Source organism: Saccharothrix coeruleofusca, assembly GCF_017876325.1.
Classification (GTDB): domain Bacteria; phylum Actinomycetota; class Actinomycetes; order Mycobacteriales; family Pseudonocardiaceae; genus Actinosynnema; species Actinosynnema coeruleofuscum.
The window spans coordinates 6,141,162-6,153,357 of the sequence record NZ_JAGINV010000001.1 but is presented as its reverse complement, the minus strand read 5'-3'; the positions used below and the strand labels follow the sequence as shown (position 1 = coordinate 6,153,357).

14 protein-coding genes and 1 tRNA gene are annotated in these 12,196 nt (G+C 70.9%); 14 read left to right on the top strand and 1 reads right to left on the bottom strand.

Translation table 11 applies throughout. The features are described 5' to 3' along the window. The first annotated feature begins 72 nt into the window (after nucleotides 1-72). From JOF41_RS27925 to rplA, 5 genes are all read left to right on the top strand, one after another. Nucleotides 73-145: transfer RNA gene (locus JOF41_RS27925), tRNA-Trp, on the top strand. Nucleotides 146-176: 31 nt separating this feature from the next. Beyond that, nucleotides 177-599 (top strand): preprotein translocase subunit SecE, encoded by a 423-nt coding sequence (gene secE, locus JOF41_RS27920; protein ID WP_189224113.1) that lies wholly within the window; start codon nucleotides 177-179, stop codon nucleotides 597-599. Nucleotides 600-669: 70 nt separating this feature from the next. Then, nucleotides 670-1,440 (top strand): transcription termination/antitermination protein NusG, encoded by a 771-nt coding sequence (nusG, locus tag JOF41_RS27915; protein ID WP_209623062.1) that lies wholly within the window; start codon nucleotides 670-672, stop codon nucleotides 1,438-1,440. 82 nt (nucleotides 1,441-1,522) lie between these two features. Beyond that, a complete protein-coding gene (gene rplK, locus JOF41_RS27910; protein WP_189224115.1) occupies nucleotides 1,523-1,957 on the top strand; it encodes a 50S ribosomal protein L11 in 435 nt (144 codons plus the stop codon). A 73-nt stretch (nucleotides 1,958-2,030) separates the two neighbouring features. Beyond that, nucleotides 2,031-2,747, top strand: a complete 717-nt coding sequence (rplA, locus tag JOF41_RS27905) for a 50S ribosomal protein L1 (RefSeq protein ID WP_189224116.1) — start codon at nucleotides 2,031-2,033, stop codon at nucleotides 2,745-2,747. Between the two features lie 55 nt (nucleotides 2,748-2,802). On the opposite strand, the gene JOF41_RS27900 is transcribed toward rplA, so the two are convergent. Next, nucleotides 2,803-3,519, bottom strand: coding sequence for a hypothetical protein (locus JOF41_RS27900; protein WP_189224117.1), 717 nt, complete (start codon nucleotides 3,517-3,519; stop codon nucleotides 2,803-2,805). A 273-nt stretch (nucleotides 3,520-3,792) separates the two neighbouring features. Between JOF41_RS27900 and rplJ the strand changes: the two genes are divergently transcribed. The 9 genes from rplJ (at nucleotide 3,793) to JOF41_RS27855 (ending at nucleotide 12,192) form a co-directional block, all read left to right on the top strand. Then, nucleotides 3,793-4,350, top strand: coding sequence for a 50S ribosomal protein L10 (gene rplJ / locus JOF41_RS27895; protein ID WP_189224118.1), 558 nt, complete (start codon nucleotides 3,793-3,795; stop codon nucleotides 4,348-4,350). A gap of 64 nt (nucleotides 4,351-4,414) precedes the next feature. Next, on the top strand, nucleotides 4,415-4,804 hold the full coding sequence (gene rplL, locus JOF41_RS27890) for a 50S ribosomal protein L7/L12 (protein ID WP_189224119.1): 390 nt from the start codon (nucleotides 4,415-4,417) through the stop codon (nucleotides 4,802-4,804). Nucleotides 4,805-4,999: 195 nt separating this feature from the next. Continuing rightward, nucleotides 5,000-6,031, top strand: a complete 1,032-nt coding sequence (locus tag JOF41_RS27885; protein ID WP_209623060.1) for an ABC transporter ATP-binding protein — start codon at nucleotides 5,000-5,002, stop codon at nucleotides 6,029-6,031. Beyond that, nucleotides 6,028-6,813, top strand: coding sequence for an MlaE family ABC transporter permease (locus tag JOF41_RS27880; protein WP_209623058.1), 786 nt, complete (start codon nucleotides 6,028-6,030; stop codon nucleotides 6,811-6,813). The genes JOF41_RS27885 and JOF41_RS27880 overlap by 4 nt, the downstream gene beginning before the upstream one ends. A gap of 1 nt (nucleotide 6,814) precedes the next feature. Beyond that, nucleotides 6,815-7,654: an MlaE family ABC transporter permease gene (locus JOF41_RS27875; RefSeq protein WP_189224121.1), complete on the top strand. Its 840-nt coding sequence runs from the start codon at nucleotides 6,815-6,817 to the stop codon at nucleotides 7,652-7,654. Next, the gene (locus tag JOF41_RS27870) at nucleotides 7,651-8,979 is read left to right on the top strand and encodes an MCE family protein (RefSeq protein WP_209623056.1); all 1,329 of its coding nucleotides are present in this window, start codon (nucleotides 7,651-7,653) and stop codon (nucleotides 8,977-8,979) included. Before JOF41_RS27875 ends, JOF41_RS27870 begins: the two co-directional genes overlap by 4 nt. Further along, nucleotides 8,976-10,007 (top strand): MCE family protein, encoded by a 1,032-nt coding sequence (locus JOF41_RS27865; protein WP_209623054.1) that lies wholly within the window; start codon nucleotides 8,976-8,978, stop codon nucleotides 10,005-10,007. The genes JOF41_RS27870 and JOF41_RS27865 overlap by 4 nt, the downstream gene beginning before the upstream one ends. Next, on the top strand, nucleotides 10,004-11,023 hold the full coding sequence (locus tag JOF41_RS27860) for an MCE family protein (RefSeq protein WP_189224124.1): 1,020 nt from the start codon (nucleotides 10,004-10,006) through the stop codon (nucleotides 11,021-11,023). The genes JOF41_RS27865 and JOF41_RS27860 overlap by 4 nt, the downstream gene beginning before the upstream one ends. Then, nucleotides 11,023-12,192 carry an MCE family protein gene (locus JOF41_RS27855; RefSeq protein WP_209623052.1) on the top strand — a complete coding sequence of 390 codons (1,170 nt, stop codon included), beginning with the start codon at nucleotides 11,023-11,025 and terminating at the stop codon, nucleotides 12,190-12,192. Before JOF41_RS27860 ends, JOF41_RS27855 begins: the two co-directional genes overlap by 1 nt. Nucleotides 12,193-12,196 lie beyond the last annotated feature (4 nt).

Sequence of the window (12,196 nt, the reverse complement as noted above, 5' to 3'; positions counted from 1 at the left end):
CCATGCCGCTGCCTCACGAGCCACGTGAGGAGGGTGCAAGACGTCCGCAGCCAGGGAGTCCGAGGGCTCCAAAGGGGTGTAGCTCAACTGGCAGAGCAGCGGTCTCCAAAACCGCAGGTTGCAGGTTCAAGTCCTGTCGCCCCTGCGTCGAATCGCGATGGTGAGCGGAGGACGGCATGAGCGAGGGCCGCGAGCAGGACCAGCCGGACGAGCGCGAGCGCGCCTCCCGGCCGGTCACCGCCGCCGCGCGCCGCGAGCGCCGTGGTTCCGCGCGTCCGGCGGGCCGCAAGGACGCCGCGCGCTCCGCCGAGGCGAAGCCGTCGAAGGAGGCCGCCAAGGCCGACTCCGACGCGGAGGCCACCCGCAAGGGCAAGCCGACCAGGGCGCGCGAAGACCGGGAGAAGCGCCCCTCGATCTTCGCGCGGCTCATCCGCTACGTCCGCGAGGTGGTCAGCGAGCTGCGGAAGGTCATCTGGCCGACCCGCAAGCAGATGGTCACCTACACCTCGGTCGTGTTGGTCTTCGTGGCCTTCATGGTGGCGTTGGTGTTCGGCTTGGACGCCGCCTTCGCCTGGGGCGTGTTCAGGCTGTTCGGCTGAGGCCGGACCGGCTGACCCGCTCGCGGGCGGGGGCTGGACACGTGATGCACGAAAGGAAGCGAGACCCACAGTGACCTCCGAGAACGGCGTCGACGCCCAGGAGCTGGACGACCTGACCGACGAGCGGGAGCTCACCGCCGAGCAGGACGGTGACGACACCGGGGACGTCGAGGTCGCGACGCCGGAGGACACCGACGGGACCGCGGTGGCCGAGGACGTGGCGGTCGACGAGGACGAGGTCGACCCGGCCGCGGAGATGCGCGAGGCGCTGCGCCGCGCGCCCGGCGACTGGTACGTCGTGCACTCGTACGCGGGCTACGAGAACAAGGTCAAGACCAACCTCGAGACGCGCATCCAGACCCTGGACATGGAGGACTACATCTTCCAGGTCGAGGTGCCGACCGAGGAAGTCACCGAGATCAAGAACGGCCAGCGCAAGCAGGTGCAGCGCAAGGTGCTGCCCGGCTACATCCTGGTCCGGATGGAGCTCAACGACGCCTCGTGGAGCGCGGTGCGCAACACGCCGGGCGTGACCGGGTTCGTCGGCGCGACCTCCAAGCCGTCGCCGCTGACCATCGACGAGGTGCTCAAGTTCCTGCTGCCGCAGGTCGAGCAGAAGCCGGCCGCCGGGAAGAAAGCGGCCGCCGCACCGGTTAAGTCCACCGTCGAGGTCGACTTCGAGGTCGGCGAGTCGGTCACCGTCATGGACGGCCCGTTCGCCACGCTGCCCGCGACGATCAGCGAGGTCAACGCGGACGGCCAGAAGCTGAAGGTCCTGGTGTCGATCTTCGGCCGCGAGACCCCGGTCGAGCTGTCGTTCAGCCAGGTCTCCAAGATCTGATCCGGCTTCCTCCGGGGAGCCGGGCAGCCACGCTGCGGCTGGCAGGGCCGCGCGCGGATACCGCGATAGAGGAAGCACGGACATGCCACCCAAGAAGAAGAAGCTCGCAGCTGTCATCAAGCTGCAGATCAAGGCCGGGGCCGCGAACCCCGCGCCGCCCGTCGGCCCCGCCCTGGGCCAGCACGGCGTCAACATCATGGAGTTCTGCAAGCAGTACAACGCCGCGACCGAGTCGCAGCGGGGCACTGTCGTGCCGGTCGAGATCTCCGTGTACGAAGACCGCTCGTTCGACTTCAAGCTCAAGACCCCGCCCGCCGCGAAGCTGATCCTCAAGGCCGCGGGTGTGGAGAAGGGCAGCGGCGAGCCGCACCGCGCCAAGGTCGGCAAGGTCACCATGGACCAGGTCCGCGAGATCGCGCAGACCAAGATGGTCGACCTCAACGCCAACGACGTCGACCAGGCCGCGAAGATCATCGCCGGCACCGCCCGCTCCATGGGCATCACGGTCGAGGGCTGACCACTTCCCGCAGCACGTGGGAGAGCCACGCGCTGGCTCGCACCACAACTGATCCACATCGAAGGACAGAAGCATGAAGCGCAGCAAGGCGTACAAGAACGCCGCCGAGCTGGTGGACCGGGAGCGGCTGTACTCGCCGCTGGAGGCCGCCAAGCTCGCCAAGGAGACCTCCAAGGTGAAGCTGGACGCGACCGTCGAGGTCGCCATCCGGCTGGGCGTCGACCCGCGCAAGGCCGACCAGATGGTCCGCGGCACCGTGAACCTGCCGCACGGTACGGGCAAGACCGCCCGCGTGATCGTCTTCGCCACCGGTGACAAGGCCGCCGAGGCCGAGGCCGCCGGTGCCGACGCGGTCGGCTCCGAGGACCTGATCGAGCGCATCCAGGGTGGCTGGCTCGACTTCGACGCCGCGATCGCGACGCCGGACCAGATGGCCAAGGTGGGCCGCATCGCCCGCATCCTCGGCCCGCGCGGCCTGATGCCGAACCCGAAGACCGGCACCGTGACGCCCGATGTCACCAAGGCCGTCTCGGACATCAAGGGCGGTAAGATCAACTTCCGCGTCGACAAGCAGGCCAACCTGCACCTGGTCATCGGCAAGGTGTCGTTCGAGCCGGAGAAGCTGGTCGAGAACTACGCCGCGGCGCTGGACGAGATCCTGCGCGCCAAGCCGTCCGCGGCCAAGGGCCGGTACCTGAAGAAGGTCACCGTCTCCACCACCATGGGCCCCGGCATCCCGGTCGACCCGAACCGCACGCGCAACCTGCTCGTCGACGAGGCCGCTGTCTGACGCCTCGCCCCGAGCGACGAAGAGCCCCCGGCCTCCCGCCGGGGGCTCTTCGCGTTCACCGGCCCGCGCAGGTCTCGGCCCGGTAGCCGCTGATCACCCAGGCGCCGCTGGGGGAGAGCTTGGTGAGGGTGAAGCGGCCCAGTCGCGGCCCGCCCGCCACGGCCAGCTCGCACGAGCTGACCTCGGTGGTGCCGCCCGGCGGCGTGCCGAGCATGTGCTGGGGGAACTGCGGCTGCTCGTACTGGGCCACGTTGGTGACCTGCTCGTGCAGCCGGGCGACGGCGGCCTTGCAGTCGGCGGCGCCGACGGAGGCGGTGAACGCCTCGCGCGCCACCCCGTCCTCGGCGAACAGCCTGCACGCCTCGTCCTGGTTGTCCAGCGCCACGTGCCCGTAGAGCTTGGCCACCGTGCCCAGGTTGCCCCACGGGGTCTGCGGGGCGATCGGGTTGTTGGTCACGCCGCCGCTGTCCACGGCCACGTCGCCGGGGTCGTCGCCGCCGAAGTACCGCTCGTAGAAGTACATGCCGACGAGCAGGGCGATCAGCAGGTACACCAGCCTGCGGACCAGCTTGCTGCCCAGCAGGACCTGCCACAGGGGTTTGCGCGCGGGGGCGGGTGGCGGGGCGGGTTGGCCCGGTGGGAGGGCCTGACCGGGTGGCAGGGCGGTGCCCTGCGCCTGCTGGAAGCGCTGGAACTCCTGGAAGCGCTGGAACTCCTGGAACTGCCGCAGCTGTTCGGGGTCGAGGTCCGGGGGCCGCTGCTCGTCGGTCACGGATCACATCATGGCCGATTTTGCGGTCGGAATGCGGTCGGCTACGCTGGGGGTGTTCCACCAAAGACCGCTGGTCTCCTCACGCCCTCGTGGCGGGGGGACGAAGGTCCCGCGAGCACCGCGGGCGGCCCGCGCAGGAGGACGAGGAGAGCTTGGCGCGTTCGCACGCGCCTGTCCGCCCTTGTGCTGCTGCGCAGGGGCGTTTTTCGTGCCTGGACGCGGAACCTCTCGGCTCGACCGGCGTCACCTCGAAGCCCTAGAGAGGAGGCGATCATGGCGAAGCCCAGCAAGGTTTCGGCCGTCGCCGAGCTCACGGACAAGTTCCGGGGCAGCTCGGCCGCTGTCGTCACCGAGTACCGTGGCCTCTCCATGGCGCAGCTCACCACGCTGCGTCGCGCTCTCGGCGCGGGCACCACGTACACCGTTGCGAAGAACACGCTGGTCAAGCGTGCCGCTGAGGACGCGGGCGTCGCGGGTCTGGAAGACCTGCTCGTCGGTCCGACCGCCATCGCCTTCGTCGAAGGCGAGCCGGTCGACGCGGCGAAGGCCCTGCGCGACTTCGCGAAGGACAACAAGGCCCTGGTCATCAAGGGCGGCTTCATGGACGGCCGCCCCCTCACGGTCGAAGAGGTCACCGCGATCGCGGACCTCGAGACCCGCGAGGTGCTGCTCGCCAAGCTGGCGGGCGCGATGAAGGGCAACCTGGCCAAGGCCGCGGGGCTGTTCAACGCCCCGGCTTCCCAGGTCGCTCGCCTGGCCGCCGCTCTGCAGGAGAAGAAGCAGTCCGCCGAGGGCGCCGACGCTCCCGCCGCAGAGCCCGCCGAGAGCTGATCAACACCCGACCACACTCCGCGTCCGGCCGCAGTACGGGCGTTGACTAGAAAGGACCGCCACCATGGCGAAGCTCAGCACCGACGAGCTGCTCGACGCGTTCAAGGAGATGACCCTCCTGGAGCTGTCGGCGTTCGTGAAGCAGTTCGAGGAGACCTTCGAGGTCACCGCCGCGGCTCCGGTCGCCGTGGCCGCCGCCCCGGCCGCCGGTGGCGCCGCTGCCGCCGCCGAGGAGGAGAAGGACGAGTTCACCGTCGTCCTCGAGGGCGCTGGCGACAAGAAGATCCAGGTCATCAAGGTCGTCCGCGAGGTCGTCTCGGGCCTGGGCCTGAAGGAGGCCAAGGAGCTGGTCGAGTCCGCTCCGAAGCCGCTGCTGGAGAACGTGGCGAAGGACGTCGCCGACGCCGCCAAGGAGAAGCTCGAGGCCGCCGGCGCGAAGATCTCGCTGAAGTGAGCCGAGGCCCTCAGGGCCTCTGACCAGGGCGGGCACCCATCGGGTGCCCGCCCTGGCGCTGTTTCCGGGGACCGTTACTGGTCTGCAACCCCGCGAACCCGACTGGCCAGTAACCACGGCGTCGCGGGCTCGTTGCACCGTCATGACACCCGTCACGCGGGCGTCGCGGCGAGGTGGCCGGGAGCGGGAGGTGCGATGGGCGTCGAGGTGGTCGTCGAGGGCCTGACCAAGTCCTTCGGCAAGCAGACCATCTGGCGGGACCTGACCCTCACCCTGCCCGCGGGCGAGGTCAGCGTGATGCTGGGGCCGTCCGGCACGGGCAAGTCGGTGTTCCTGAAGTCCCTGGTCGGCCTGCTCAAGCCGGAGCGGGGCAGGATCGTCATCAACGGCGTGGACCTGCTGCGCTGCTCCGAGCACAAGCTCTACGAGATCCGCAAGCTGTTCGGCGTGCTGTTCCAGGACGGCGCCCTGTTCGGCTCCATGAACCTGTTCGACAACGTGGCGTTCCCGCTGCGCGAGCACACCCGCAAGACCGAGGCCGAGGTCCGGCGGATCGTGCTGGAGAAGATGGAGATGGTCGGCCTCGTCGGCGCGGAGAAGAAGCTCCCCGGCGAGATCTCCGGCGGGATGCGCAAGCGCGCCGGGCTGGCCCGCGCGCTGGTGCTGGACCCCGAGATCATCCTGTGCGACGAGCCGGACTCCGGGCTGGACCCGGTGCGCACCGCCTACCTCAGCCAACTGCTGATCGACCTGAACTCGCAGATCGACGCGACCATCCTGATCGTCACGCACAACATCACCGTGGCTCGCACGGTCCCGGACAACCTGGGCATGCTGTTCCGCCGCGAGCTGGTCATGTTCGGCCCCCGCGAGGTGCTGCTGACCAGCGACGAGCCGGTGGTGGAGCAGTTCCTCAACGGCCGCAGGCTCGGCCCGATCGGCATGTCCGAGGAGAAGGACCAGGCCACCATGGCCGCCGAGCTGGCGCACAAGCAGGCCGGGCACTCCGACGGCTCGCCGGACGAGGACGTGCGCGGCGTGGTGCCGCAGCTGGAGCCGACGCCCGGCCTGCCGCCGCGCGGGGCGGTGCGCCGCCGCAAGGACCGGGTGATGAAGATCCTGCACACCCTGCCGCCGCAGGCCAGGGAGGGCATCATCGCCAGCCTCACCCCCGAGGAGCGGCAGCGCTACGGCGTGTCCGCCGGGCAGCCCGAAGGGGTGCGGTGAGCGGGCGGGCGGCCTTCCCCGGCGCGGGCGCGCTGCGGGAGGCGGGGCAGCTGTTCGGGCTGGGCGCGGACGTGGTGCGCAACACCTTCCGCCGCCCGTTCCAGCTGCGCGAGTTCATCCAGCAGTGCTGGTTCGTGGTCAGCGTGACGGTGCTGCCCACCGCGCTGGTGTCCATCCCGTTCGGCGCCGTGATCGCGCTCCAGATCGGGTCGCTGACCAGGCAGATCGGCGCCCAGTCGTTCACCGGCGCGGCCAGCGTGCTGGCGATCATCCAGCAGGCCAGCCCGATCGTGACCGCGCTGCTGATCGCGGGCGCGGGCGGCTCGGCGATCTGCGCGGACCTGGGCTCGCGCAAGATCCGCGAGGAGATCGACGCGATGGAGGTGCTGGGGGTCTCGCCGATCCAGCGCCTGGTGGTGCCCAGGGTGCTGGCCGCGATGCTGGTCAGCGTGCTGCTCAACGGCATGGTCAGCGTGGTCGGCGTGATGGGCGGCTACTTCTTCAACGTGATCCTGCAGGACGGCACGCCCGGCGCGTACCTGGCCAGCTTCTCCGCCCTGGCGCAGCTGCCGGACCTGTGGATCAGCGAGATCAAGGCGCTGGTCTTCGGCTTCATCGCGGGCATCGTGGCCGCCTACCGGGGGCTCAACCCGGCGGGCGGGCCCAAGGGCGTCGGCGACGCGGTCAACCAGGCCGTGGTGATCACGTTCCTGCTGCTGTTCTTCGTGAACTTCGTGCTCACCACGATCTACCTGCAGGTCGTGCCCGCGAAGGGGAGCTGACGTGGCCACGATCAACGACCGGCTGCGCCGCGTCGCCCGCCGCCCGCTGGAGGTCCTGGACACCCTCGGCGACCAGCTGTGGTTCTACCTGCGCGCGCTGCTGTGGACGCCGCGCACGCTGACCCGCTACCTGCGCGAGACGCTGCGGCTGCTGGCCGAGGTCAGCTTCGGCAGCGGCGCGCTGGCGGTCATCGGCGGCACCATCGGCGTGATGGTCGGCCTGTCGGTGTTCACCGGCACGGTGGTGGGCCTGCAGGGCTTCACCGCGCTCAACCAGCTCGGCACCTCGGCGTTCGCGGGTTTCGTCTCGGCCTACTTCAACACCCGCGAGATCGCGCCGCTGGTGGCGGGCCTGGCGCTGTCGGCCACGGTGGGCTCGGGGTTCACCGCGCAGCTGGGCGCGATGCGGATCTCCGAGGAGATCGACGCGCTGGAGGTCATGGGCATCCCCAGCCTGCCGTTCCTGGTGACCACCCGGATCATCGCGGGCTTCGTGGCGATCGTGCCGCTGTACGTGATCGGCCTGCTGACCTCGTACCTGGCCGCGCGGACCATCACGGTGGAGTTCTACGGCCAGTCCGCGGGCACCTACGACCACTACTTCACCCTGTTCCTGCCACCGGTCGACGTGCTGTGGTCGTTCGGCAAGGTGCTGGTGTTCTCGGTGGTGATCATCCTGACGCACTGCTACTACGGCTACCGCGCCAGCGGCGGCCCGGCGGGCGTGGGCGTGGCGGTCGGCCGCGCGGTGCGCACCGCGATCGTGACGACGAGCCTGCTGGACTTCTTCCTCAGCATGGCGATCTGGGGCACCACGACCACGGTGAGGATCGCGGGATGACGATTCGGCGCAGGCTCCTCGGCGTCACCCTGCTGGTGGTGATCGCCCTGTTCCTCACCTTCACGGTGGCGCTCTACAACGACGCGTTCACCGAGGTCGTGAAGGTGACGCTGAAGACCGACCGGGTGGGCAACCAGCTCCAGCCCTCCTCCGACGTGAAGGTGCGCGGCGTGGTGGTGGGCGAGGTCCGCGCCATCCGCACCACCGGGGACGGCGCGGAGCTGGAGCTGGCGCTGCACCCCGACAAGGTCGAGCGCATCCCCGCCGACGTGTCCGCGCGGCTGCTGCCCAAGACGCTGTTCGGCGAGCGGTACGTCAGCCTGGTGCCGCCCCGCGCCACCACGGCCGCCCCGCTGGCCGAGGGCGCGGTGATCGAGCAGGACCGCTCCAGCGGCGCGGTCGAGCTGGAGCGGGTGCTCGACGACCTGATGCCGGTGCTGCGGGCGGTGCAGCCGGAGAAGCTGGCGACCACGCTCACCGCGGTGTCGCAGGCGCTGGAGAACCGGGGCGAGCCGCTGGGGGAGACCCTGGTGGCGCTGGACGACTACCTCGGCGAGTTCAACCCGCAGCTGCCCGCGCTCAAGGCGGGCATCAGCAGGCTGGCCGACGTGTCCGACGTCTACGCCGACGCCGCGCCCGACCTGGTGCGGGCGCTGGGCGACGCCACCACCACCAGCCGCACCCTGGTCGAGCAGCGCGACAACCTGCTGACCATGTACGGCTCGCTCACCACCACCTCGCTGGACCTGCACAGCTTCCTGGCGGTGAACAAGAACAACATGATCCAGCTGGCCGACTCCAGCAGGCCGACGCTGGAGCTGATGGCCAAGTACGCGCCCGAGTACCCCTGCCTGCTCGACGGGCTGGCCAGGTTCAAGCCGGTCATGGACGAGGTGTTCGGCAAGGGCACCGACGAGCCCGGCCTGCACATCACGCTGGAGGTCACCGCCGACCGCGGCAAGTACGTGCCGAACCAGGACGAGCCGGAGTACGCCGACAAGCGCGGCCCGCGCTGCTACGACATCACGCCGAGGCCGACCCCGTTCCCGCAGTACCCGCCGGAGGGGCCGGTGCGGGACGGGGCGGTCGCGCCGCCCGCCGGGCGCAGCACCGGCGACGGCGTGCTGCCGCCGACCGCGGCCCAGGGCACCACCTCGCCCTCGGCGGTGGCGTCGACGCCCAGCCTGGCCAACTCGCCGGAGGAGCAGGCGTTCCTCGCCGCGCTGCTGGCGCCGCGCTTCGGCGTGCCCGCCGAGCAGATGCCCGGCTTCACCGCGCTGCTGCTGGGCCCGCTGTACCGGGGGGCGGAGGTGGAGCTGCGATGAGGGACCTGGCCGCGCCGCTGGTGAAGCTGCTGGTCTTCGCCGCGGTCACCATCACGGCGACCGCCCTGCTGGCGGTGACCATCTCCAACGCGAGCTTCACCGACGCCACCGCCTACACCGCGCGGTTCACCGACGCGACCGCGCTGCACGAGGGCGACGACGTGCGCATCGCGGGCGTGCGGGTCGGCCAGGTCGAGGAGGTCCGGGTGGTCGACCGCCGGGTGGCCGAGGTGGAGTTCTCCCTCGACGGCGAGCGCGTGCTGCCCGCGTCGGTGACCGCGACGATCAAGTACCGCAACCTGGTCGGCCAGCGCTACGTCGCGCTGGAGCAGGGCGTGGGCCAGGCCAACGCGGTGCTGCCGCCGGGCGGGGTGATCCCGCTGGAGCGCACCAAGCCCGCGCTGGACCTGACCGTGCTGTTCAACGGGTTCAAGCCGCTGTTCCAGGCGCTGAACCCGGAGGACGTCAACAAGCTCTCGTACGAGATCATCCAGGTGCTCCAGGGCGAGGCGGGCACCGTGGACAGCCTGCTGCGGCACACCGCCTCGCTGACCTCCGCGCTGGCCGCCCGCGACCAGGTCATCGGCGAGGTGGTGGACAACCTCAACGCCGTGCTGGACACGGTGAACTCCCGCGGCGAGCAGGTCACCCAGCTGGTGGACACCCTGCAGCGGCTGACCAGCGGCCTGGCGGGCGACCGGGAGCCGATCGGCGAGGCGATCAGCGCGCTGGGCGAGCTGACCGGCACCACGGCGGGCCTGCTGGAGGACGCGCGGGCGCCGCTGAAGGAGGACATCGCCCAGCTCGGCCTGGTGTCGCGGACCCTGGCCGACCACGAGGCGGTGGTCGAGGGCGTGTTGAACAACTTCCCGCGCAAGCTGGAGACGCTGTCGCGGACCGCCTCCTACGGCTCGTGGTTCAACTTCTTCCTGTGCGAGGGCACCGGGCAGGTGGCCGTGCCGCCGGTCATCCGCGACCCCGTCCCGATCACCGCCCTGCCCGTCACCCAGCCGAGGTGCCGCCCGTGAAGCCCCAGCGCAACCCGGTGACCACCGGACTGGTCGGCCTGACCGTGATCGCCCTGCTGCTGCTGGCCGCCTTCCACTCCGACGACCTGCCGGTGATCGGCGGCGGCACCACCTACGCGGCCGAGTTCAGCGAGGCCGCGGGCCTGGTGCCGGGCAACGAGGTGCGGGTGGCGGGGGTCAAGGTCGGCGCGGTGACCAAGGTCCGGCTCGACGGCGACCGGGTGCGGGTGTCGTTCAAGGTCAAGGACGCCTGGGTGGGCGACCGCTCCACCGCGGCCATCCGGATCAAGACGCTGCTGGGCCAGAAGTTCCTGGCGCTGGACCCGCAGGGCGGGCAGCCGCTGGACCCCGGCACGCCGATCCCCAAGGAGCGCACGCTGGCCCCTTACGACGTGCAGGAGGCGTTCAACGGGCTGGCCGCCACGGTCGGTCAGATCGACACCAAGCAGCTGGCGGACAGCTTCCAGGTGCTGACCGAGACCTTCGAGGGCTCGGCGGAGAGCGTGCGCGGCGCACTGGACGGCCTGTCCGCGCTGTCGAAGACGATCTCCTCCCGCGACGAGCAGCTGGCCCGCCTGCTCGACGGCACCAGGCAGCTCAGCGGCACCCTGGTCGACCGCAACGAGCAGTTCGAGAAGCTGCTCGCCGACGGCAACCTGCTGCTGGCCGAGCTGCGCAAGCGGCGGGACGCCATCAGCGCGCTGCTCACCGGCACCCGCGAGCTGGCCGAGCAGCTCGGCGGGCTGGTCGCGGACAACAGCGAGCAGCTGCGGCCCGCGCTGGAGCAGCTGGACCGGGTGGCCGCGGTGCTCCAGCGCAACCAGGACGACCTCGACCGGGGGCTGGCGCTGATGGCGCCGTTCTTCCGGGTGTTCGCCAACACCCTGGGCAACGGCCGCTGGTTCGACGTCTACATCTGCGGCCTGCTGCCGCCGTCGGTGAACCTCGGCGCGGTGGGCTTCAACGAGGAGGGCTGCCTGCCGCCCGGTGTGCGGCGCAGCGGAGGTGGGGGCTGATGGCCACCAGTCGGATCGGCCGCGACCTGACCCGCGCGGTGGTGATCGCGATCGTGCTCGCCCTGGTCGCCGCGACCGCGATGTGGTGGGCGTTCAGCGGCGCGGGCAGCCGCCGGGTGACCGCGCTGTTCGGCTCCGCGGTCGGCGTCTACCCCGGCTCGGACGTGCGGGTGCTGGGCGTGCGGATCGGCTCGATCGACCGGGTCGAGCCGCAGGGCACCGCGGTGCGGGTGGTCATGTCGATCGACCGCACCGTGAAGGTCCCGGCGAACGCGCAGGCCGTGGTGGTCGCGCCGAGCGTGGTCAGCGACCGCTACGTGCAGCTGGCCCCGGTCTACCGCACCGGCCCGACGCTGGGGGAGAACGCGCTGATCCCGCGCGAGCGCACCGCGACCCCCGTGGAGCTGGACGAGCTGTACGACAGCCTCAACCGGCTCACCGCCGCGCTCGGCCCCAACGGGGCGAACCGGGACGGCGCGCTGTCGGACCTGCTGGACAGCTCCGCGCGGGTGCTCCAGGGCAACGGCAAGGCGCTGGGCGAGACGATCGAGCGGCTCGGCGACGCCACCCGCACGCTGTCCGGCTCGCGGGAGGACCTATTCGCCACGGTGGACAACCTCTCCGGGTTCACCGCCATGCTGGCCGCCAACGACAGCCAGGTGCGCGACCTCAACCGGCAGCTGGCCGAGGTGGCCGGGTTCCTCGCCGACGAGCGGGAGGACCTGGGCGCGGCGCTGGCCGAGCTGGCCACCGCGCTGGGCCAGGTGCGGGACTTCATCCGGGACAACCGCGCCGCGATCAAGGCCAACGTGGACAAGCTCACCGGCATCACGCAGGTGCTGGTGGACCAGCGGGCCGCGCTGGCCGAGGCGCTGGACGTGGCCCCGCTGGCCCTGGGCAACCTGCAGAACACCTACAACGCCGCCTCCGGCACGCTGGACACCCGCGCGAACATCAACGAGCTCAACCAGCCGCCGATCGTGCTGGTCTGCAAGCTGCTCCAGCAGGTCGAGCCGGGCACCGCGCCGCAGGCGCTGGCGCGGGTCTGCGACCAGCTCGGCCCGGTGCTCAGCGGCGCGGTGCCGCTGCCCACGCCCGCCGACGTGATCGGCGACCTCAACCAGGGCAAGCTGCCGCTGCCCCTGCCGCTCGCGGGGGTGCCCCAGTGATGAG